Consider the following 23789-nt stretch of genomic DNA (forward strand, 5'->3'; position numbering starts at 1 on the left):
TTTAGTTACATTCTAGAACATGATAAAGTAAATTAAACTCAACATCCTTCGAGCCAAACAAGTCAACTTTGCCTACCCATGCTACCAAGTTCCCAATCTCTTAAAAGAGCCCTAAATGTGGGAGATCTGCGGCAAGTCCATCACATAGCCCTCAACGTTCATGATATGCAAGCCTCAAGACAATTCTACAACGGTATTTTGGGCTTGCACGAGTTGACAGGTGATGAAGTTCCTGCAACCTTAGTAGATTTAGTCGCACAAGGAAAAGTAGCCAATTTCGTTACTCCTGATGGTACTATCCTCGATTTATTTTGGGAACCAGACTTATTACCACCAGACCCAAACCCAGAACGAAGTTTTACCAGAGCATATCACTTGGCATTTGACATCGCGCCTGATTTATTCGATCGCGCAGTTGAAGTTTTGAGAGAAAATCAAATTACCATCGCCCACGGACCAGTCACTCGTCCAACAGGTAGGGGAGTCTACTTTTACGACCCCGATGGCTTTATGATAGAGATTCGCTGCGATCCTATGGGGGGATAATGGGGATAATGGGGACAAGGGAGATAAGGGAGACAAGGGAGATAAGGGGGACCACTAACAACTAACAAATAGCCACTAACTACTAACCACCAACCAGTAATGATTGACTCCAAGACATACCAAGTTATTGAAGAAGCAATTAAGAGACCTCCCATTACACACGATCCGCAAAGACAATCGTTAAAAGCTTGGGCAATGTATTGTTTGCGCGATCGCGGTTTCAAGGTAGTGTATGCTCAAAATGGTGACTTTGCTGTAGAAACGAGAGGCGGAGAAAAGATATATTTCAAAGTTACAGAAAATACAACAGATTTAGATAGCCAATTTGCTTGGATTGTTTGGGATAGTACAACCAAAAGTGCCAACCTGATTCCATCACAAAAATGAACTACCAGCCCTTACTTCAATAGCACTCTTGATTTGGTTGGCGGTGCGTTCAAAAGATTCTGTAGTATGTATTATTTACATATTTACTTTTATATGAACTATCTTTTGATAGGCAAGAGCCGGGAATTGAGAGCCACGAGTCGGGAATTTCGCGATCGCTTGCAAGAACTGAGCTTTGAGAGCCAGGAACTGATAAGCAAGAGTCGGGAACTGGGAGCCATGAGTCGGGAAATAGCTGCCATAAATCACCAAATTCGTGTCGAATTACAAAAACAAAAAGACACGAGTGAGAAACTCTGTATCGAAGTAGAAGAACTGATAGCCAGGAGTCGGGAACTGGTAGCCGAACGTCAGGAACTCAGCGTCCTATTACAAGAACGTATTGCACAAAACATTGAATTGCAACAACGTATTACAATAGCATTAATTCAATAATAAGTAATAAATGATACCCTTTAGCAGGTTTTTTGCAGCGCAATAACTAAGATGATTCACAACCGCTCCTCATGCCCGATCGCAGCCCTATCTAAAGAAAGTGTTGTACGTCAAGCCAGTATGTTATCTTGAAGTGCCAGGGGTAACATAAAAGCAAAAATGGTTAGGAGCAGCGAGTGTTAAAGCCAGATATTGTTGTTGTTGGAGCATCAGCCGGAGGACTTAAAGCTTTTGAAACACTCGTTTCTCAACTGCCTGCTGACTTTCCTGCAGCTGTCTTTATCGTCTGGCACATTTCCCCAGATTACCCAAGTATGTTACCCAAAATTTTGGCGCGGGTCACTTCACTGCCAGTGGCACACGCCATTGACAGGGAGCCAATCAAAGCTGGTCGGATTTATGTGGCTCCTCCCGATCGCCATTTGTTGGTTGAGCCAGGGTTTGTCCGGCTCTCTCTCGGTCCCAAAGAAAACCGCTTTCGTCCGGCGGTCGATGTCTTGTTTCGCTCTGCGGCTCGCTCCTATGGAAAGCGCGTCATTGGGGTGGTGTTGAGCGGCAGTCTCGACGATGGTGCAGCTGGGTTATATGCCATCAAAGAGCGAGGTGGTATCGCTGTAGTTCAAGATCCCTCTGATGCGCTTCACTCTTCGATGCCGAGGGCGGCGATGAAAGCAGTGACAGTCGATTACTGCGTGCCTATCATCGAAATGGGGGCTTTGTTAGCGCGTCTAGTTAACAAAGCAATTCCCGAACAGGAGGACAATTTGGTGTCTGAGAAAATGGATATTGAAGTTGGTGTTGCGCGGCAGGATAACCCTCTGGAATTAGGAATTATGAAACTAGGCGCTCTTTCTCCCTTTACCTGTCCTGAGTGTCATGGCGTACTGTTGCAGTTGAAAGAAGGTAACCTGCTTCGCTTTCGCTGCCATACAGGGCATGCATATTCGCTCAATACCCTTTTAGCCGAGGTAACGGAATCGATTGAAGAGTCTCTCTGGGATAGCATCCGCACTATCGAAGCGAGTGAGATGTTGATGACTCATACCGCGAAGCATCTGCGCGACATGAACGAGCATGAGGCGGCAGATCTGCTTTTGCAAAAAGCTAAGGACGCAAAACGACGAGCAGAATTGGTTCGGCAAGCAGTGATGAGCAACGAAATATTGAGCCAGGAAAATCTGGATAAAGAAATAAAGCTCAATCAGGCAAATTTGGCTCGAGAAATAAAGCTCAATGAAGAAATAGAAGGTTTTTAACTGATTCCGCGAAATTCCCCATTCGGCGGAGTAGTTCATAGTCCCTTTCTCAGGTCAATATTTCTTGCCCCTAATGTTTTGCCGAAAGCGACTGCTTGCCGCAGTGAAGCTCTCAATGTCTGACCGTTTGCAAGCAATTCTTTGACGAAACGCTCTTGTTCAGCTAAATTTGTGAATTTTAGTTGCTTTAGAGGTTGTTTTTCTACTGCTTGCTGAAGATCCCCATTCGGCAGTATGGGAATTTGGTGAGGAGGTTTATATGCGGTTGATGAACTTTCTGATGCAACCCTCAATGAGTCCGTTGTGGAGGTAAGTTTTGCAAGCTGCTGTTGCAACTTCTGAATTTGGCGATCGATGCGCTTTAACTGCCTCCCCCGCTCGATCGCGGCTCTGTAATCCTCCACTTGATTCGGTTTCAAGTGTTTTAGTGTCTTACCATCAAACATAGGTTGACGGCTTCTCACCTGCCAGTATTTACAGTTGGTTCGGGCAGTGCCTCCCGGCTTCACTTGCACCAACCAGCAATGTTGCAGAACCCAACCCGCCCCAGCCACTTGTGCTCGCTCGGCGTTGAGCGCTTCCAGGGTAGATTGAAGCTTTTTTACTGTGGACATTTTTGATTCGTGTGCAAACTTCAATCTCAATTTAAAGTTAACATATATTCGTATGCAAATCTATATAATAGATTTGCATACGAATATATGAATCGATCGCTCCTGTGTGACGGGAGAAATAATCCGCCATATAGGGGCGGAGCGACGTTAACTTTTTAACATCCGGGATAAAAAATGTCTGCTCAAAGGCAACCCCAGAAGAGGTTCTTGTGCAATGGAGTACAAGACACGGATAAACTAAGCTCAGAATTTGAAACTCTGTTAGACTACCTCAAGTACAATCGGGGCTGTGATTTAACAAGTTATAAACGCTCTAGCCTGATGCGACGGTTTCGGCACCGGATGGAAAGTATCAACATTGATACTTATGAGAGCTACTTAGAATATTTGCAATACCATTCACAAGAGTATCTTGCTCTTCTCGATGATGTTCTCATTAACATCACTAGCTTTTTCCGCGATCGCAACGCTTGGGATTATTTAGCAGCAGAGGTCATTCCCAAAATTATTGCCAGTAAGCAACCCGATGAACCCATTCGAGCCTGGAGTGCAGGCTGTGCAACCGGGCAAGAGATCTATAGCCTGCTCGTCTTATTAGCAGAAGCACTCGGTCTGGAAGCTTGCCGACAGCGAGTTCGATGTTTTGCCACCGATACGGATGAAGCAGCCCTTTGGCACGCACGCCGAGCAACCTACAGCAGCAAAGACATTATCGATATTCCCGCTCAATTGCTCCAGAAATACTTTGAACACACTGAAACAGGCTATGTCTTTCACCCCGAACTTCGCCGCACCATCATCTTTTCTCCTCACGACTTGACTCAAAATGCTCCCATGTCCAAGATCGATCTGCTCATATGCCGCAATGTCTTGATTTATTTTAATCCAGACGCTCAAGCCTCCGTCCTAACGCGTTTTCACTTTGCGCTCAATAACACAGGCTTCCTCTTTTTGGGTAAGGCAGAAACAGCACTCAGCCGCAGGCAAATTTTTAAGCCTGTTGATATAAGCCAGAGGATTTATACCAAAGGACTGAAACTAGAACTAGATGACTACCGCTTTATCAATCCAACGTCTCACAGACAGCTGGCAACTCATTTATTGCCAATTCAGAACCACTTCTGGGAGACTACCTTCGAGATCGGTTCTTCTGCTCATCTAGCGATTGACGCAAGCGGTTGTCTGCTCCACGCCAATGAACGGGCAAGAACCTTATTTGGCTTATCATTTGACGATTGGAAACGCCCTTTTCAAGATCTGACAATTGCAAAGTTAATCAATGCCAATATATTAATGCAAGTACTTCACTCCCATCAGGCTCTAACCGTTTTAAAAAATGTTGAGTGGACAACGGAAAAAAGCACAAAGCATTTCGACATTAATATTTCGCAGGTATTTACCACTAAAAATCATTTGCTGGGAGTTACTTTGAAATTTATTGAAACAACTGATTGCGAGCAACTCACCCAAGAACTGGAGTCTACTCGCTCCGAGTTAGCCAGAGTGTCTAAAATCCTTGCAGAAAAAACATCTGAACTCATTATGGCTTACAATGAGTTAGAAAGTACTCGGAAAGAACTGGAGCTTTTACATCAACAGACGGACTTCATCGTAATTGAAAACGAGAGCTTTTAAATAACAAACTTCACAAATTTGTTGTTTTCTGTTCGGAATTTTTAACGAATTCGGCGAAATTCCCCATCCGCCATGGAGGGGAGGTAAGACCAAAACTCGGACGAAAGTCTAAGTTGAGGCACTCGCCGTTGAGTACGGAAGCCCCAACTTCAAGCGCAAGCTAAGTTGGGGTAGTTCACCCATTTTTCTTATAAAATTGAAAATCTCGCTGACATTGATTAGAACAGGTTTGTTCTGTCACGATAGTACAGATAGGCGATCGATACCGCTCGGCAGAACAGCTATTAAACATGGCACCCAGACGCGTTTCCAAAAAATCTCAACCCAATCCCTCTGATGGCAAAGTTCCTCCTGACAATCAGCAAGACAATTTCAATGAATTATTTCCAGTGGTGGGGATTGGAGCCTCTGCGGGAGGATTAGAAGCATTTACCCAATTGCTGAATTATTTGCCAACCAATACGGGCATGGCGTTTGTCATTATTCAGCACATGGCTCCAGAGCAGGAAAGCGTGCTTAGCCAGATTCTGTCTAGGGCAACCCAAATGCCCGTGCGTGAGGCACAAGATGGCATGGAGATCGCACCGAATCACGTATACGTCATTCCACCCAATGCCAGTATGACCATTGCTCAAGGGTTACTAAAGCTCGTGCCTCGCTCAGGTACCAGTCGGGTGTTTATGTCAGTTGATACGTTTCTGCTTTCCCTTGCCGAGGAGCGGGGTAACAAAGGGATCGCCGTCATTTTATCGGGTGCCGATTCTGACGGAGCGCGGGGTCTAGAGGCAATCAAGGCGGCTGGAGGTGTAGCGTTTGCTCAATGCCAGGAGTCAGCACAAGTCGATAGTATGCCCAACACGGCGATCGCCACAGGTCAGGTAGACTTTATCTTACCGCCCGACCAAATTGCCCGGAAGCTAGCTGAAATTAGCTCTCATCCATACATTGCAAGCCTTACCACAATTGAGTCAGAGACAAACTCATCTCCGGCTACCAGTCAGGAGGCACTTGCCATTATCTTCAATTTGCTGCGGAAGGCAACAGGTCTTGATTTTACTCATTATAAACAAACTACCTTAAATCGCCGGATTCAACGGCGAATGCTCTTATACAAGCTCGAACGTCTGGAAGATTATGCTCGCTATCTCCAGAGCAATCCAGCAGAAGTCATGGCACTGTATCAAGATTGCTTGATTCATGTCACCAGTTTTTTTCGCGACCCAGAAAGCTTCAATGCCTTAAAAAGTCTGGTCTTTCCCGTTATCATTGATAAATCACCAGGCACACCCATTCGTATCTGGGTAGCAGGTTGTTCAACCGGGGAAGAAGCTTACTCGATAGCCATCTGTATGCTGGAGTTTCTCTCCGAACAAGTTCCCCGCATACCGATTCAAATTTACGCAACTGACATTAGCGAGACAGCAATCGAATATGCCCGCAACGGGGTTTACACGCTCAGCCAAGTTGCAAATGTTACCCCAGAACGGCTCTACCGATTCTTTGTTCAAGTTGAGGGAGGCTACCAAATCAGTAAGTCTGTACGGGAAGTTTGTGTCTTTGCCAGACAAAATCTAATTGGCGATCCCCCATTTTCGCGGCTGGACTTAATTAGCTGTCGCAATGTGCTGATCTATTTAGGAAACGCTTTACAGAAAAAACTCCTGCCAATTTTTCACTACGGTCTCAAGCCCACAGGCTTTCTCATGTTAGGGACTTCAGAAACAGTCGGTGACTTTGTAGACTTGTTTACCCTGTGCGACAAAAAAAATAAAATTTATGCTAAAAAGTTGACAGCATCTCGACCCAACATTGAGTTGACTGCCAGCTCTTATTCTCCAACCATTATCAACCCTCAACCTTTTGTGACAGAACAGCTTCCCAACGAACTAGAAATCCAGAGAGAAGCAGACCGGATTGTTTTGAATCAATACGCCCCTGCAGGTGTTGTGGTCGATGTCAACTTGGAGATTCTGCAATTTCGGGGACAGACTAGCCCTTATCTGGAACCATCTCCCGGTCGAGCAAGCTTGAACCTGCTGAGAATGGCAAAAGAAGAATTGCGGCGAGAGCTACAAACGGCTATCTACCAGGCAAAACAGCAAAAGCTGCCGGTCAAACGGGAAGGCTTGCAGGTGAGAGAAGGTGGTAACGAAGCGCTTCTGCAACGCATACCTCGCATCCGGCAAATTACCATCAATGTCATTCCATTCCAAATTGGGGCATCTCAAGAGTGTTTCTTAGTTCTGTTTGAAGATACTCCCCTCGTTTCGGAGTTACCTGCAACCGATGATGGCAGTACCCCCTCCAAACGCAGGACTAGAGAAGCGGTTGAGATTGCTCGACTCAAGCACGAACTGGCAACGAGCCGAGAGCATCTCCAATCGATCATCGAAGAGCAGCAAGCCACGAACCAGGACTTGAGAGCCGCCAATGAAGAGATTTTGTCGAGCAATGAAGAGTTGCAAAGTACCAATGAGGAGTTGGAAACCGCAAAAGAAGAAATTCAGGCGGCGAATGAAGAACTGAACACGGTAAATGATGAACTGCGCCGTCGCACCCAGGAAGCGACGCAAGTGAGCAACGATTTGCAAAATTTGCTTAACAGTATCCACATCCCGATTTTGATGCTGGGAGCCGACCTCCAGATTCGGCAGTTTACCCCAGCGATGGAAGGCATCTTCAACTTGATTTCAACGGATATCGGGCGACCGCTGAGCGACATTACCCACAAACTAAATGTGCCTAACTTAGAGCAACAGATTTTAGAAGTGATTCGGACGCTCAACTTAAAGGCTCAGGAGATTCAAGACAGGGACGGACATTGGTATCACCTGAGAATTCGCCCCTATCGCACGATTGATAATAAGATCGATGGGGCAGTGGTGGTGTTAATTGATATTGACGACCTCAAACGCAGTAATGCCCAATTGATGGAAGCAAGAGATTATGCTGATGCGATTGTAGAAACCGTCTGGGAACCGCTGATCGTGCTGAATGCTGAGTTGCGGATCATCACAGCAAATCGTTCGTTCTACGAGACGTTTCAGGTTTTACCCGTGCAAACAGAGCAGCAGTTGATTTTTCAATTGGGTAACGGACAGTGGGACATTCCCCAATTGCGATCGCAACTCGAAGAGATTCTTGCTAGTAATGCCCAGTTTCAAGATTTTGAAGTCGAGCATGATTTCGAGCGGATCGGACGTAAAATCATGCGGCTCAAAGCTCGCAAAATGCCCAAGATTGACAGCACCCAAATGATTTTACTGGCGATCGAGGACATCACCGAGCAAGGACGATTAGAAACAGCATCCTAAGGCTTTTCAAACACCATAAAATGTTGCTGCGGTAAAAAGTTTTTTGTTTCGCGCCAAACCAACCCGACAGATTGCATTTCCTTTTTGACTTGCCTCTGAGTCATTTTATGCAAAGCTTTAATGGCAATAAAAGGATTTTCGCCCCGATACTCAATGAGTACAACACGACCACCAGGTTTCAGCCCCGTCACAATTCCTTGCATCATCTCTCGCGGATACTCAAACTCGTGATAAGCATCCACCATCAAAGCCAAATCAACACTCTCTGGTGGTAACTTGGGATCGCTAAGAGTCGCCAAAATAGGTTCAACGTTGGCAATCTTTTTCTCTTGCTTAAAAAACTCGATAATCTCCAGCATTTCTGGCTGAATATCCACAGCCAAAACCTTTCCTGTAGAAAGTAAAGGCGCAATCCGAAAACTCATGTAACCAGTACCAGCCCCGATATCCGCCACAATATCATTAGACTTGAGATTGAGACCATTCACTACTTTGCTGGGCTGTTCCTCAGCCTCTCGACTCGGTCTTTCCAACCAACCAGCCCCCGTGTGTCCCATGACTTTGGCTATCTCGCGACCCATATAATATTTACCAATTCCATCTGGGCTGTGAAGACGCCGTTGTTCGTATACAACCGAGGATGGTGCAGAATCTGCGTTCGCTATTTTATGAGAACTAAGTACCCAAAAGCACAATATTCCCAAAATAATTACAGTCAAAGGTAAAAAAACGTATTTTGCTTTAGTCATGGGTCATCGGTCATTGGTTACTGATTGCAAACGCCTCCAATTCGCGATTGTACCACTCTCCTTGAAAGCGTTCTTTAATAAATGGTCTAACAATAAACTTGGCTGGGGAACCATCGCGAACATCGATTCGCACAAAGGAGTAAGGAAGACGTTTTTGAGTGTCGTATCCGTTGCGACCTACAAAAAGAAACGAGTCAGCAATTTTACGACTGTAGCTACCTGTTGCATCTTCAAAAGTTTCCATTAATTCCGATCCCTCCTCTCTTTGGCGACGGGGACGGCGACCGCTACCACCAGAAACTATACAGTGAATATGGGAATCACCGTGTCCGGTGTGAGTTGTGCGGAGATACTCCAAACAATGGGCATGACCGTTTAATATCAAATCAACTATCGGACGTCCTTGAGTGAGAGAACCAAGAGTTTCCGCGACATCATCAAACACCCCACGCAAGCGATGGCGAACTGCTAAAGTCTGGGATTGGTGCCACTTGCTTGCTTCAGTCACGTAGGGTGGATGGTGAAAGTAAAGAACCCGCCCGCGCACCTCTTGAGTATTCCAAGATTCAATTAATCTTTGCTTCAGCCAGTTGAGTTGTTCAAAGTCTACAGGTGGGGCGTGATGGGATTCAAGCTGTTTCTCTATGTCAATTTTGACTTCATCAATTTGGTATAGCTTACTTTTGAGAGCGTCAAGTTGTTCGGCTTCTTGGGGAATCTCTGGATTGAAGCGAGAACAAGCTTCTAAAATTTGCGTTTCTTCTTGTTCTATTTCGTGACGGCGTTTTTCTAATTTACGGCGTTCTGTTTCCCCTTCTTTTGTAGTAGGGAGTGGAGAGGGTGCATTGAAGGTGTTGGAGTCCAGGGCAAAAAAGTCAATCCCACCATAACGAAAGGTGTAATAGCGGTTGGGTAGGCGGGTAAATTTTCCGGGTTCGTATCGCAAACACCTTCCCGTGTTGGTTTTAGCTGTATAATGACTGTTTAAATGACGTTCTAACTTTTCGCCCGGAGAAAAGTCTTTGAGGTAGTCAAGAAACGCTCTTGCATAGGCATTACCTTGATAAGAACCATGCCAGCCGATTTCTATATCTTTGTAACGGAATAGGCGTCGCAGTGGTAGTGTAGTTCCTGCTATGAAGCCATACATCAACGGCACATCGTAGTAATCGTGATTGCCCAGAACTGGCAAAATTGGTGTACTAAATGTCATGCGATCGTAAGAAATGTCTTGAGAGTTTTCTCCTCCTACTAGGAACTCGCGGTAAGGTTCAATAAAATTTTGCGGATAATATTCATGGGAACCTACTACATAAATCACATCTCCCGTATGGAGAATAAAACGGCATTCGTCGCGTTGGGTGAGCATTAACTCTGCAACTAACCGTTGTGGGTGCTGCCCGTAAGATGGCTTAGACCCGGTATCGCCTATTACCATGAAGGAAAATTCGGGATTCTCTGAATTGCCGTCATCCAAGACCAAGCTGGTTTGATCGATTCCGCATTGAATCAGGCTTGGATGTTTCCACCGCACCCGTTCTTTCATTTTTTGAATTTTTACGGGAATCGGCGAGTCGAATATATATCGCATTGTAAATTGCTCTAGGATATAAAATTTCCGAATTTTTACTATTTTTTGGTAATTTATATCCCAATTGTACTTCTTTATTTCTTTTTACTGGGGAGAGCGTGGTCACGAATGGATCGGAGATGCTGACTCGATCTTTGACTGGAGGCGGAGCCTCCAAATATGTATTCCCAGGCGGAGCCTGGGAACGAGAGTTGGTGGAGATTGGGAACGAGAGTTGGCGGAGCTTGGGAACGAGAGTCGGTGGAAATCGGGAACGAGAATATTTACCGCTCACCGATCGCGAGTCACTGAATTCTTGGTAATTCTACTCGGAAAGTTGAGCCTTCTCCCAGTTTGCTTTCAACTGAGATAGTTCCTTTCATTAATCGCACTAGCTTATCTACGATCGCCAGTCCCAATCCAACACCACCTTGCTTGCGCGTTGTAGACTTATCGACTTGCCAAAATTCTGTAAAAATGTGTGCGATTTCTGATTCGGGAATGCCAATGCCGGTGTCTTTTACCATAAATACCAAACGCTCTCCGTTGACTTGTTGTATTTCTACAACTACGCCGCCAGTTTCTGTAAACTTAATAGCATTAGTTATTAAGTTAGTCATTACCTGTTGCAAGCGATCGCGATCGCCAATCATGTTGGGATTTTTACTATCGGAGTGCAAAACCAAAGTTAAGTTTTTCCGTTCGGCTAGAGGTCTCAAATCTTCTGTAATTCTTGTGACTAACTCTACCAAATTAAACTCTTGTAACTTTAACTCTATCTTATCTGTTTCCAGTTTGCAAAAATCCAGTATGTCTTCAATTAATTTTAAAAGGTGTTTGCCACTTTGAGTAATCCTTTCTACCATCTCTCTTAATTCTGGTGCTAACAGATGGTAGTAGCGGCGCAGTAACAATTGGGAAAATCCCAAAATGCTATTCATTGGTGTACGCAGTTCGTGAGATATCACTGCTAAAAGCTGCGATTTAAACCGTGAAGCTTCTTGTAATTTTAAATTTTGAATTTGAATTGCGTTTATTTTTTCTTCTGCTTGTTTGCGAGACGTGATATCTCTAATAAGCCACCGCCAACCAACGAGTTGCCCTTCGTTATCTCGTATAGTTTTTGCTGTCAGGCTAGCATCAAATATGCTTCCTTGACGGGGTTGCAAGTGGATTTCCCATTCTTGCATTTCCTCCAGATCGGTTAAGCGTTGTAATTGATATCGAAAAACTCGACGCTCTTCTGGAGGACAAAAGTTTATCAGTGGTTTTCCGATTAAAAAGTTTTTTGATATTTTTAAGAGATTAGCCGCAGCATGATTTGCTTCTAAAATTTTCCCCTGAGAATCTGTTACCAAATAACCATCAGGAGCAAAATCAAATAATTCTTGATACCGTCTGCGTTCTGTGGCTGCCTCTTTGCAAGCCATCGCCAATTGTTCGTTTTGCTGGCGCAATTCTTCTTCTGCAACGTGCAGTTCTTCCAAAGCAGTACGGAGTTCCTCGAAAGCCTCAGCTAACAGGTCTTGTTGTCGTTCTGGCGATTCCCTGACACGATGATGTAGAAGTTGGGTATGTCGGCGCACCTCATGGACTTGCCGACCAAAGTTTTCCAAATTCACAAGCTTTCCTCTTATCCTCTCCTCCACCGTAAAGATACTTGTCTTATCAAGATGCTTAATCTATCTACTAGGTTAATAGTGTGGTTGCAATCTCTCATAAATCTTGGTTACTCCTTCTGATTATATTATCCTCCTAATGACTAAATAATGAGATGGTAGGACAACAAAGAAAAAGACTTTTTTCACTTGTGAGCTTTTAGGACTATTCCTCTTGTTCGCCCTCTTCCATCAATAGTATGACACCTTGAATATCGCTTGGTGCTCCTAAAAGGGGAGTACAGATTACGTGGCACTGAATGGTTCGCCCTCGGCGGTTTCTGGCACCTAGCACTACTTCATAATAATCCGATTCCCTGCTTATAATACATCGAATTGGCTGTCGGAGTGGTTCTAGAGGCAAGCCGATATCCAAACTCATCAAGTGTTTTGAAAAAACTTCATCAAACCGCAATCCCCACAAGTCCTCAGCTTTACGGTTCCACATTAAGATGTGTAAATCGGGGCTGAGCACAATAACTCCAGCACGAAGACTGGTGAGAATAGATTCCAAAAAGCCGTTAACTCTGTTAAGTTCTTCACTGCGTTGGCGCAGTTCTTCATTTATCGTCTGCAACTCCTCATTTGTGGATTGCAGTTCTTCATTCATGGTTTCGAGTTCTTCGTTTGTAGACTGGAGTTCTTCGTTGGTAGTTTCTAGCTCTTCTACAGTAGACTGGAGTTCTTCGTTGGTAGTTTCTAATTCTTCATTGGTAGATTGCAGTTCTTCATATGCAGTTTCTAATTCCTGGTTGGCGTGTACTAGTTCTTGCTGTAAGTTTTTAAAGCGGGTAACATCAGCAAAAACAATTTTTATACCTAATATTCTCTCAGTATTCTCATCCAACAGAGGCATGATTTGCAAGTCTAAATATTTCGTGTCCCGGTCGGATGTAGTCCACTCAACATCTTTTAATACTACGGTGCGACGATTGGTGCGAACCTGGTCGATACGTGATCGCAATTCTACCGGTCGGTAGGAAAGCTCTAAATCTTGCAAAGGACGACCTAAATCTCTAGGGTTGAGATTAAACGAGTTACGGGCTTCAATATTAGCTAGGATGAGCGCCCCATTGAGGTCTACAATGATTTGGGCAATGGGATCGATCTCAAAAGCGGCTTCATAAATGCGTATCCGATCGACCATATCTGGAACAGCTTGCTGCCTGCTAGGATGAGCGATGTTCAATAGCATATCGCGCAAGTTGCCATTTTGATCTTTAATAAATACCCGTTGTCGTAATTCTAACGGACTGAATGAGTGGTTTCTACTAAACAGCATTTCTGCTTTTCCTAAAAAGAGAAAGCCGCTATCGTTAAGAGCAAAATGAAATCGATCGAGAATTTTAGCTTGGGTTTCCGTGTTGAAATACATCAAAGTATTCCGACATACCAATAAGTCAATTCGGGAAATAGGTGCATCTTGAACCAAATCGTGACGACCAAAAATCACACCGCGACGCAGCTCTTTTTGAACAGCATAGCGACCATTGACTCGCTCAAAGTACTTCTCTTGTAAATTTGGAGGAACACTTCGCACCTCTTTTGAACCGTAGTGTGCTTGGCGAGCAATATTGAGAGCCTCCTCATCCACATCCGTAGCAAACACCTTCACTCGTGCTGCGTACTGTTCCATTCCCAGTGCTTCTGCCAGTAAAATTGCTAAGGTATAGGTTTCCTCCCCAGAAGCACAACCAGCGCTCCATACGCGGATGGGCTTACTAAGATATTTGTTAGCTACAATTTGCGGAATAATTTCGTTTGCTATGTATTCCCAAGCTTGTGAATCCCGAAAAAAAGCCGTAACATTTATCAGGATTGTATTAAATAGCTCGGCAAACTCATCTGGGTGTACTTCCAAGTAATCTAAATACAAACTATAATCTTCTATACCTAAAAAATGCAATCGTTTCCGTATTCGCCGACTTAAACTTGTTCGTTTGTAACCGCTAAAATCAAAACCTCTATTCCGTTTGATATATTCTAGTAGGTTTTCCAAGTCAGGGTTGGGTTCAACAGTATCCATATAAGTTTTATACTTTATAAACCTTCAAACGGTATTAAGCTATTATTTTTATAAAAAATAACAGTACAAAAAAAGACTTAAGATGCAGCCAACTTTCAACTACTCCTTAATTGGTTCCTCTAAACTCAAAGATGATAAATCTTTATCTTTTGTCATCCCATCGCTCTTAAGAAGTACCTCTTGAATGACAGCAGCACGCTTTTGAGCATCTTTTGCCTCTTCTTCTAATCGTATTGCTGAGAGAGTTTGGTTGCGCTCGCGCATTCGTTGAGACATGCGATTTGCAAGAGAGGCTCTCTCTTCTAATGCTCTCAGAGCAATCCACAATGCGTCCTCTAAAGCATCAGATTGTTTGGCTAGCAGCGTTGCTCCAGAAAAAGCATGACCCGTGCGACATCGGAATCGCAACAAATCCCTATCGGACAGATCCCAAAGTGTACCGCCGCAATCAGGACACGCAAAAGGAGATGGTTTGCCCGGTTTATCGTCGTTGTTAAGTGGTGCCATCTTCATCTCTGCCAAATCAGATTCAAATGCTAGCTCCTCAGGAATAGGATCTTCTCCTCCAACTTCCACTGGCGTGTTTACCAAATCTATCAACTTGCTGGGAATATCTGATAGTGGTAATACATAATCAACGTCATTTACGTTCTCAATCGCGTTTCGCGGCATTCCTGCATACAATGCATCCTCAGGGCTTTGAACAACTGCTACACCACCGCGCATTTTTACTGCCTTGAGTCCTGCAGTACCATCATCGAGACTACCTGTCAAAACGACACCAATGACTCTTTGCCCGTAAGCTCTCGCTGCAGTCCGAAACAGGGGATCTATTGCAGGACGATGGCTGTTTTCCCTTGGACCAAGCGTAAGTTGTAAGGTTCCTGGTTTGACCAATAAGTGATAATTTGGTGGAGCAATATAGATTCGTCCTAGCAAAAGGGGTTCACCATCTCGAGCATGAACAGCGGGTAAATTCCCTGCTCTTTCAAGAATGCGGGGTAAAACGCTACTACTATAGCTGGGTATGTGTAAGACTATTAAGACAGCAGCGTTCAAGTCTTTTGGCAAATTTTTTACTAACAAGGTCAGTGCTTCGACTCCGCCCGCCGATGCTCCAACAACAATAATGTCGTGTCCGGGCATTTTTTTTCCTCCTTGTTTTGATAGCAGAGTCACGCTACACTGCTTAAGCTTAGGTTAACAGAACTGGGTTACTTATTTACCTAGCTTTTAAGAGATTTATCACCCTTTGGGCAAGGCAGATGGCAGAGGGCAGAGGGCAGAAAGGAAGAATTAAGTATCAGTATTGCCTTTGTGCTTTACCCAACAGGGTTTAAGACCCCCGCCTCTTTTAGGTGGTCTTCTCTTCAGGTGGGGTCTGAATCTCCACCCGATCGCATAGCTGAGAGCGTACTTCTGCCTTTCTTCAACGTAGGAGCGGTCTGCAAGATCCCCACTTCTGAAAGAAGTTGGGGATTTTAGCAAACAAACTTAGGACGCTTTCACTTGGCGCTGTCGTACACGTTCGGGGCTACCTGTAGGAATTGATGCAATGAGCTTCTGCGTGTACTCTTCTTTAGGTTCTCGATATATTGTCTCTGCTGTACCCTGCTCAACAATTTGACCGCGATTCATCACTAAAATGCGATCGCTCATAAATTTCACGACACTTAAATCGTGAGAAATAAAGATATAGGTCAATCCAAATTCTTCTTGTAATTCTTTGAGCAAATTCAAGACTTGCGCTTGCACCGAGACATCAAGAGCAGAAACCGATTCATCACAAATGATAAACTTGGGATTCAAAGCTAAAGAACGGGCAATACAAATTCTTTGGCGTTGTCCGCCAGAAAATTGGTGAGGATAGCGATTGATAGCATCTGCACTCAAACCCACTCTTTCTAAAAGATAAGCTACGCGATCGCGACGTTGCTGCTTTGTCTGATGCATAGAGTGAATCACCAAAGGTTCCATAATTGCATCCCCAACCTTCATCCGAGGATCGAGGGCGCTAAAAGGATTTTGAAACACAATTTGCATTTCCCTTCGCAACTTTTGCAAAGCTATTCCCTGAAAATGCGTAACATCTCGTCCCTCAAACAAGATTTCACCACTCATGGGTTGAATTAATCGCAGTAAGGTTTTACCAACAGTGGTTTTGCCACAACCAGATTCTCCTACCAATCCTAAAGTTTCCCCTTTTTTAACATCAAAGGAAACTCCATTCACTGCCATGTGGTAGCGTTTTGTACCGCCAAACAAACCCTTTACAGGAAAACCAACTTTCAGGTTGCGGACTTGCAACAAAGGCTGCTGTTGCTCCAAACAAACCAATCTTTGAGAAAACTCCTCAGTCGTGACTTCTTTTGGTTGGGCTGGTTGTTTGGGCTGTATCACTACATCTCCTGTTGGCGTTTCTTCAACTTGCATGTAATCGGAAACTGTTAGGAGTTTGTGAGGGCGGTGGTTGAGGGTAGGGCGACAAGCAACTAAGCCTTTAGTATAAGGATGTTGGGGATTGGCAAAAATTTGTGCTGCAGCACCTTGTTCTACAATTTTGCCCCTGTACATCACCGCGACTTTATCGGCTGTTTCTGCAATCAGCCCTAAATCGTGAGTGATAAAAATCATAGCCATATCGCGGCGCTGTTGTAATTCCCGCAACAACTCAAGAATTGTTGCTTGAACTGTTACATCTAACGCTGTCGTTGGTTCGTCAGCAATCAATAACAATGGGTTGCACGAAATTGCCATAGCTATCATCACCCTTTGCAATTGACCGCCAGAAAGTTGGTGCGGGTAACGGTCTAATATGGACTCTTTATGCTGTTTAACCAAATGTGCGAGCTTGTACTCATCCGGGGTGGATGAACCAACAGAAGTTTTCCAAGTTTCTATATATTGTTCCTTCAGTGCTTCATCACTCGGAAGCAACTTCACTTCTTGCAGGCGGGCGATCGCTTGTCGTTTTGCTTCTTCTGATGAGATATTTTGATGTTGTAAAATAGCTTCTGTTAACTGAAACCCAATGGTGTAAACTGGATTGAGAGAACTCATGGGTTCTTGAAAGATCATGGCAATATCGCCACCCCTATGAAGTTGCATCTCCTCCATTGGCAACTTCCGCAGATCTATAGGCGTACTATTTTCTTGGGGACTGAACAAAATTTCACCCCCGCTTATCCTCCCTGGATATTGTATCAAACCCATCACAGCCAGGGACGTCACCGATTTTCCGCTTCCCGACTCTCCCACTATTCCCAGAGTTTCTCCTCGGCGCAACTCAAAAGAGATACCATCCACAGCTTTAACAACTTTGGTATCACCCACAAATTCAACTTGCAGATTCCGAACATCTAGAATAGTGTCTCTCATAGCGGTCAGGTTTAAAGCGTTGCTTATAAATATTTGGATTTTAACAGTTATTGCTAATGGATGATGGCTAATGGCTAATGGCTGATAGCTAATGGCTAATGGCTAATGGATGATGGCTAATAGCTAATGGCTAATGGCTGATGGCTAATAGTGATTTGAATCATCATCTTACGTCCTCGTTCCCATGCTCTGCGTGGGAATGCGTCTTGTGTTGTTTTTAAAGTACTCCCAAGCACACACAATTAGGCATTAGCCCTCCCTTGTTCGCTAGTCCCCAGGGGGCGGGAAACCCGCCTGTAGCACTGGACTCACCGCCTACAGCGCTCGACTCACCATTAGCCATTAGCCATTAGCTATTAGCCATTAGCTATTAGCTAAAAAGGAATATCATCTGGATCTTGTTCTTCTACAGGCGCTGAATAAGTGTTGCGCTCGAAATTTTTACTTTGGGGTACGGGTTGTTCGTTGAAGCTATTTTGAGGAAGGGCGCTCGATCCGTTTGTTACTGAATTTGGTGTAGATATTGGAGCGTTGTAAGTCGGAGAGGATTGTACGGACGCCACAGGTGTAGGAGATGATGTTCTGCTTGTAGATGGTAACGAACTCGTGTCAAATCCCGTTCCTAGAGAGTGAATCTTTTGTACTGTAAATTCTGCTCGCTTTTCTTTATATCCTTCCTGATGCGGTACGGTATTCATACTGAGGCGTCCTTCTAAAAGGACGCGATCGCCTTGATGATAATTTTGATGAATATCTTTTGCTAAGTTACCCCAGCCCACTGCTCTTAAGGTTGCTGGTGGATCTTCTGCTCTCAGTCCTGGAAACTGTACCACCATTTCGGTGAGTTCCAATCCATCTGGTGTATGACGCAATTGTGGTTCTTGAATGATTTCTACCATCAAAAAACAAAGATTCATGGAATTCCTCCTTAATTAAAACCAGTGCAAAATTTAAAGGACATTTCCAAAAAAAGGTGTAAAAACGCTTTAAACAATCCGTCTTTATCGGGACTGTACGCAATACACGATTCATTTCCGGCGATGTCTAACGGAACTCTTTCATAAGATTAACTAATAGTCAGTAGCGAAACAGTTGGGATGGAAAAATCGGCATGAGATTTTGGTGATAATTTTTAAATTAAAAAAGACTTTAATTGGTTGTCGTGCATCACTTCTAGCACAAAAGCCAAGCGATTGTCGCAAACAACTCTAAAACTGCTCGCTACCTTCGCTTGACTAGCATAGCATTTGACACTTGAATAGTATGATTGTACCATATAGAGTGCAATTATGGCTCTCACACCAAGAGCTATATGGAAGTCAAAACGCGCACCCAACTCCGGACAGCGATCGCGAATGTGCATTCTCTAAGTCTCAAAACAAAACTGTTGAATGGGAAAATCTCCCGGCTGATAAAAATTCGTTGTATCATTGGCGCTGTCACTGGTCAATAGCTCAAATTTCATTGACCATTGACTGTTGACCGTTGACTATGTATTAAAAACTCGTGGCGCAAGTTGTTCTAGAAAACGTTTATAAAAGTTTTCCTCCTCGTAAAGGGGAAAGTATTGCATCGCCCACCCAATCCCTATCGAAATCAGATAACAACAGTGATGCTGTTCGCAGTTCGGACAATGCTGGGGTTCTGCGGCGCATTAACCTGACGGTGACAGATGGTGAATTTATGGTTCTGGTAGGACCTTCTGGTTGTGGGAAAAGCACTCTATTGCGGTTAATTGCTGGGTTGGAAGATCTGACAGGTGGGAATATTTGGGTAGGCGATCGCTTAGTTAATAATCTCCCACCGAAAGAGCGAGACATTGCAATGGTATTTCAAAATTACGCTCTCTACCCTCACATGACAGTGTATGACAACATTGCTTTTGGATTGAGGCGGAGAAAAGGGGGGGACTCGGGGTCCCCTCTGGGGATAGGGGGGAAGGGGGAGAAGGGGAGCGGGGGGGAAAATAACTCCCTACTCCCCAATCTTCTCGTGGCAATGACTAAGAAATTACCGAAAGGGCTAAGATACATTTCTGACAAAGAACGAGCAGTGGATAAACGGGTGCGTGATGTTGCTCAGTTACTGCAAATGGAAGCTTTGCTCAATCGTTTACCCAAGCAACTTTCTGGAGGACAAAGGCAAAGAGTCGCGCTAGGACGAGCAATTGCACGAAATCCTCAAGTGTTTTTGATGGACGAACCTCTTTCTAACTTAGACGCAAAACTCCGCACGGAAACTCGCGCTCAAATTGTCAAATTACAACGTCAATTGGGTGTTACAACAATTTACGTGACCCACGACCAGACAGAAGCCATGACCATGGGCGATCGCATCGCTGTTCTCAATCAAGGACAGCTCCAGCAAGTTGCATCGCCGTTAGAACTTTACAATTATCCTGTTAACCGCTTTGTTGCAGAATTTATTGGTTCACCACCGATGAATTTTATTCACGTAGAGTTTCATGCACCCCTGCTGATTACTAATGGAGATTTTCGCCTGACTCTACCAGAGGCGTGGGGTCAGGCGTTACAAAAATATGATGGTCGAGCGCTGGTGTTGGGGATTCGTCCGGAACATCTGATTTTAAGCGTACCCGCAACCAAAAATTTACCCGTGAAAGTGGAGTTAGTGGAGAATTTGGGCAATGATACTTATCTTGCTACAAGACTGCTCGACCCCAATTTTCAAAAATCTGCTTTTTCAACCAATGAGTTACAAGTACGAGTTCCGTCGGATCGAGTTATACGTTTTGGCGAACAACTGTGGTTATCTTTAACACCCGAAAAAATTCACTTTTTTGACCCAGAAACAGAGCAGGCGATATTTTTGTGATTGGGGTTAGGGGTTGGGGAAAAGTACTCTCTTGATTCATTCCCTACTCCCTAACTTCTAGTCCCCAATCTCTTGACCAAAAGAATGGGATACAAGCCCCGTCCTTCTAGGACGGCTTTTCTTGATTCCTGATGTACAAACTCTTCATGTGCTAGTGTTTGCAATCCTTGCTGTAGAACTGCTAAAACTTCAGCTAAATTCCCTTCTCGCAAAGCTGAAACTGCTAACCACAATCCAGGAAAGATTTGAGAACGAATGACTCCATCTGCGTCTGGTTCTAAATAAATGTATCGTCCTTCTTCGAGACCGAACCAATCTACACGATTCTCGTAAATTTGCCAGACAATGTACTCTTGTACACCATTGCGGCGATAGGCATTCAACTTATCTGTCACCCACATCTACCCCAGGTGTAGCAGCACTGTATGTTACTAACCAGCCAACTATTTGAGCGTGAGGTCTACCGTGATTTTTAATCCTTACTGGTGAAGCCACGTATACAACTCCTTCGACTAATTCAGCTTTCTTGATATGAGGCATTCCAGCGTAGCGCTACTCGAACTCATAGCGCGTTAAGCGATCGCCACTTTCTAAAGGAGGTAGTTTAGAAGTTGTATACATAAGTGTTATTGGTGAGTAGATAGTAGTTAGTGGTTAGTGGTAATGACAAATGACTTCTAACCACTATCTACTAACATTCTTACACTTCAGCCGCAACAGTTTCTTGCTCTCTTTCTACAAAGGCTTGTACGCGAGCGCGGTATTGCCTGAGAGAATCATCGACCCAATCGCGATCGTTGCTGTTTGCATACAAATGTACTATTGGTTCGCTGGCATCTGGTAAGACCAATACCCAACTATCATCGTAGGGTTGACAGATTTTCACTCCATCAATCAATTCGAGATTTTGGGCTGGGTGAGTTTCTACTAGGTGGCGCATCAATGCTCCTTTTGCTGTCCACGGACAACGCACCGTGTACGTTCTGTGAATGACTCGTGGTAATTCAGTACGGACGGTGGTTAGAGAACGCTCTTGTATGGTCAGCATTTCAATAAGTTTGGCAATGCAGAACATGGCGTCAAAACCGGGATGCAGGTGGGGGAAAATAAAGCCTGTATCGCCACTACCTCCCAAAACCACATTGGAATTTTTCTGACATGCTTCCATTAAGGCTGTGGGGTTTGCCTTTGTACGAATCACTCTACCATCATGACGGCGGGCAATTTGCTCTACAGCACTGGAAGCGTGAACTGGTACAACAACTGTTCCTCTTGGTTGCGCGGTTAATATCATGTCTACCATGAGGGCTGTCAGCATTTCACCACGAATGGGCATCCCTGCTTCGTCAACTAAAATCAGTTGCTCTCCATTGGCTGAAACTTGGACGCCAAAGTTAGCCTTTAATGCTTCTACAACGTGCCCTAACTGGGTTAGGAGGGTTTCGCGGTCAGTGGCTGACATGGCATTTTTATTGAGACTGGCATTGAGCACGACTGCATCAGCCCCAAAATTGTCTAACATCTGCGGCAAAACGGCTCCTGAAACCGAGTAAACGTAGTCGATGACAACTTTGGCTCGGCTGTTACGAATTGTGTCAACGTGTAGCAATTTTTCAAAAGCCGTGCAGTAGCGATCCATAACTTGGCTGGGGTAAGCAACGTCGCCAATTTCATGAATCTGCGATCGCCGCATATCTTCTTTGAAATAAGCCCCCTCAATTTTCTTTTCCAAGGCTTTGGAGATGTTAATTCCCTTAGCATCCATGAATTCAATCAGGATGTAATCCGGGCGGTCTGGATGTACCCGCACGTGAATACCGCCTGCGACCGACATAGTCGGTATGACCGTGCGAGTAATGGGAATGGCTGTTGCATCTAGGTTTTGAATATCAACACCGACGGACATCAAACCCGCAATTAATGACCTGGTGACCATGCGAGAAATGTTGCGTTGGTCGCGAGAAACTGTCACCCGAGAGCCTGGTTTTAAGATAGAACCGTAAGCGGCTCCTAACTTAACGGCAAATTCTGGCGTGGTGTCGATATTTGCCAAACCTTGGACTCCACGTTGCCCAAATAAATTGCGTTGGGCTGTATTTCCCCAAATCAGGTTAATGTTGAGGATTGCTCCTGAATCTATTTTTTTGCTGGGCCAAACTCTTACAAAGGGGCTGATTTGAGCTTCTTCTCCCACTGTTGAAAGCGAACCAACTATAGCGCCTTCCAAAACATGGGCGCGACGGTCTACACGCGCACCACGGCAAATGACACTTGCTGATAGGTGTGCTTCTTCACCAATAATGCCTCCATTCCAGATGATAGGGCGTTTGAGATTGGCGTCAGAACCAACAGTAACGTTATCGCCAAGGACAGTTCCCGATTCGATAACAACTCGCGCTCCAATTCGGCAATTGTCTCCGATAACGGAGGGAGCTTCAATCTGTGCTGTGGGTTCAATGTAAGTATTCTGACCGATCCAAATTCCAGGAGAAGCTTCCTTATAAGCAAAGTCTAGTTTAACTTTGCCGTATAATGCATCGTACTGAGCCTCACGATAAGCATCTAAGTGACCGACATCACACCAGTAACCTTGAGCAACATAACCAAACATTGGCTCATTCTTCTCAAGTAGCAACGGGAACAACTCTTTTGAGAAGTCACTTTCCTGGTTCGCTGGTAAGTATTCTAAAACTTCCGGTTCTAAAATATACGTACCCGTATTAACAGTATCGGAAAAAATTTCACTGGTAGAAGGCTTTTCTAAAAATCGTCGAATTCGTCCTTGGTCATCGGTAATCACTACCCCAAACTCAATAGGATTGGGAACGCGGGTCAAAATCAAAGTTGCTTTTGATTTCTGTTGTTTGTGAAATTCAATGGCTGCTGTTAAGTCAAAATCTGTTATACTATCTCCGCTAATGACTAAAAAAGTGTCATCAAGAAGTTCGGCAATGTTTTTTACACAGCCTGCAGTCCCTAAAGGCTGGTCTTCTTCTACGGCATAGGTCATTTGTACGCCAAAGTCGCTACCGTCTTGGAAGTAGTCTCGCAGAACATCAGGTAAATAGTGGAGTGTGGCAACAACTTCTGTGATTTGATGCCGTTTTAAAAGATTAATGATGTGTTCGGCAATGGGTCGATTGAGTATGGGAACCATTGGTTTGGGTAGGTCGCAGGTAAGCGGACGAAGCCGTGTTCCAGAACCCCCTGCCATCAGAACTGCACGCATAAATCCTCCTTAGCTGTTTGCACGACTTGCTACCTCAACACCCACAAGATAATTTCTTTATTTATCTTATGTATCTCTAAGTTTAGGGAACTTTCGCAAGATGCATCCAATCGGAAATAGGGATAACTACCCGTCACACTAGCTTGTTTGTTAGTAC

At 44.4% G+C, this 23789-nt stretch carries 18 protein-coding genes and 1 pseudogene; 8 read left to right on the forward strand and 11 right to left on the reverse strand.

The window, feature by feature from the left end:
• The first annotated feature begins 78 nt into the window (after positions 1-78).
• From HC643_RS16220 to HC643_RS16235, 4 genes are all read left to right on the forward strand, one after another.
• Entirely contained in the window at positions 79-546 is a 468-nt protein-coding gene (locus tag HC643_RS16220; protein ID WP_038082928.1) for a VOC family protein, read from the forward strand.
• A gap of 99 nt (positions 547-645) precedes the next feature.
• Positions 646-933, forward strand: coding sequence for a hypothetical protein (locus HC643_RS16225; protein WP_038082929.1), 288 nt, complete (start codon positions 646-648; stop codon positions 931-933).
• Between the two features lie 93 nt (positions 934-1026).
• On the forward strand, positions 1027-1368 hold the full coding sequence (locus HC643_RS16230; RefSeq protein ID WP_050045853.1) for a hypothetical protein: 342 nt from the start codon (positions 1027-1029) through the stop codon (positions 1366-1368).
• Between the two features lie 176 nt (positions 1369-1544).
• Positions 1545-2624 (forward strand): chemotaxis protein CheB, encoded by a 1080-nt coding sequence (locus tag HC643_RS16235; protein ID WP_038082931.1) that lies wholly within the window; start codon positions 1545-1547, stop codon positions 2622-2624.
• Between the two features lie 35 nt (positions 2625-2659).
• Here HC643_RS16235 and HC643_RS16240 read toward each other — a convergent pair whose 3' ends face one another.
• A complete protein-coding gene (locus tag HC643_RS16240; RefSeq protein ID WP_050045854.1) occupies positions 2660-3238 on the reverse strand; it encodes a hypothetical protein in 579 nt (192 codons plus the stop codon).
• Between the two features lie 174 nt (positions 3239-3412).
• On the opposite strand from HC643_RS16240, the gene HC643_RS16245 reads away from it, so the two are divergent.
• Together HC643_RS16245 and HC643_RS16250 are read left to right on the forward strand one after the other, a co-directional pair.
• Positions 3413-4873, forward strand: a complete 1461-nt coding sequence (locus HC643_RS16245; protein ID WP_050045855.1) for a CheR family methyltransferase — start codon at positions 3413-3415, stop codon at positions 4871-4873.
• 290 nt (positions 4874-5163) lie between these two features.
• The gene (locus tag HC643_RS16250; RefSeq protein WP_050045856.1) at positions 5164-8187 is read left to right on the forward strand and encodes a chemotaxis protein CheB; all 3024 of its coding nucleotides are present in this window, start codon (positions 5164-5166) and stop codon (positions 8185-8187) included.
• Here the strand turns inward: HC643_RS16250 and HC643_RS16255 are convergent.
• Both HC643_RS16255 and HC643_RS16260 read right to left on the reverse strand, forming a co-directional pair.
• Positions 8184-8936 carry a class I SAM-dependent methyltransferase gene (locus HC643_RS16255; RefSeq protein WP_038082935.1) on the reverse strand — a complete coding sequence of 251 codons (753 nt, stop codon included), beginning with the start codon at positions 8934-8936 and terminating at the stop codon, positions 8184-8186. The two genes, HC643_RS16250 and HC643_RS16255, sit on opposite strands and share 4 nt — an antisense overlap.
• A gap of 10 nt (positions 8937-8946) precedes the next feature.
• Positions 8947-10527, reverse strand: coding sequence for a metallophosphoesterase family protein (locus tag HC643_RS16260; RefSeq protein WP_038082936.1), 1581 nt, complete (start codon positions 10525-10527; stop codon positions 8947-8949).
• A gap of 119 nt (positions 10528-10646) precedes the next feature.
• On the opposite strand from HC643_RS16260, the gene HC643_RS16265 reads away from it, so the two are divergent.
• Positions 10647-10829, forward strand: coding sequence for a hypothetical protein (locus HC643_RS16265; RefSeq protein WP_050045857.1), 183 nt, complete (start codon positions 10647-10649; stop codon positions 10827-10829).
• On the opposite strand, the gene HC643_RS16270 is transcribed toward HC643_RS16265, so the two are convergent.
• The 6 genes from HC643_RS16270 to HC643_RS16295 form a co-directional block, all read right to left on the reverse strand.
• Entirely contained in the window at positions 10812-12128 is a 1317-nt protein-coding gene (locus HC643_RS16270; RefSeq protein WP_038082938.1) for a PAS domain-containing sensor histidine kinase, read from the reverse strand. The two genes, HC643_RS16265 and HC643_RS16270, sit on opposite strands and share 18 nt — an antisense overlap.
• Before the next feature lie 202 nt (positions 12129-12330).
• A complete protein-coding gene (locus HC643_RS16275; protein ID WP_050045858.1) occupies positions 12331-14190 on the reverse strand; it encodes a CheR family methyltransferase in 1860 nt (619 codons plus the stop codon).
• A gap of 99 nt (positions 14191-14289) precedes the next feature.
• Positions 14290-15336: a chemotaxis protein CheB gene (locus tag HC643_RS16280; RefSeq protein ID WP_038082940.1), complete on the reverse strand. Its 1047-nt coding sequence runs from the start codon at positions 15334-15336 to the stop codon at positions 14290-14292.
• Positions 15337-15684: 348 nt separating this feature from the next.
• On the reverse strand, positions 15685-17568 hold the full coding sequence (locus tag HC643_RS16285; RefSeq protein ID WP_038082941.1) for an ABC transporter ATP-binding protein: 1884 nt from the start codon (positions 17566-17568) through the stop codon (positions 15685-15687).
• A 374-nt stretch (positions 17569-17942) separates the two neighbouring features.
• Positions 17943-18485, reverse strand: coding sequence for a single-stranded DNA-binding protein (locus tag HC643_RS16290; protein WP_038082942.1), 543 nt, complete (start codon positions 18483-18485; stop codon positions 17943-17945).
• A gap of 215 nt (positions 18486-18700) precedes the next feature.
• Positions 18701-18931 (reverse strand): hypothetical protein, encoded by a 231-nt coding sequence (locus tag HC643_RS16295; RefSeq protein WP_050045859.1) that lies wholly within the window; start codon positions 18929-18931, stop codon positions 18701-18703.
• A 143-nt stretch (positions 18932-19074) separates the two neighbouring features.
• On the opposite strand from HC643_RS16295, the gene HC643_RS16300 reads away from it, so the two are divergent.
• On the forward strand, positions 19075-20403 hold the full coding sequence (locus HC643_RS16300; RefSeq protein ID WP_050045860.1) for an ABC transporter ATP-binding protein: 1329 nt from the start codon (positions 19075-19077) through the stop codon (positions 20401-20403).
• A gap of 50 nt (positions 20404-20453) precedes the next feature.
• On the opposite strand, the pseudogene HC643_RS16305 reads toward HC643_RS16300, so the two are convergent.
• Together HC643_RS16305 and HC643_RS16310 are read right to left on the reverse strand one after the other, a co-directional pair.
• Positions 20454-21024: pseudogene (locus tag HC643_RS16305) on the reverse strand (Uma2 family endonuclease).
• Between the two features lie 79 nt (positions 21025-21103).
• A complete protein-coding gene (locus HC643_RS16310; protein WP_038082871.1) occupies positions 21104-23632 on the reverse strand; it encodes a mannose-1-phosphate guanyltransferase in 2529 nt (842 codons plus the stop codon).
• Positions 23633-23789: the final 157 nt, after the last annotated feature.

This window comes from Tolypothrix bouteillei VB521301, from assembly GCF_000760695.4.
GTDB classification, from domain to species: Bacteria; Cyanobacteriota; Cyanobacteriia; order Cyanobacteriales; family Nostocaceae; genus Scytonema; species Scytonema bouteillei_A.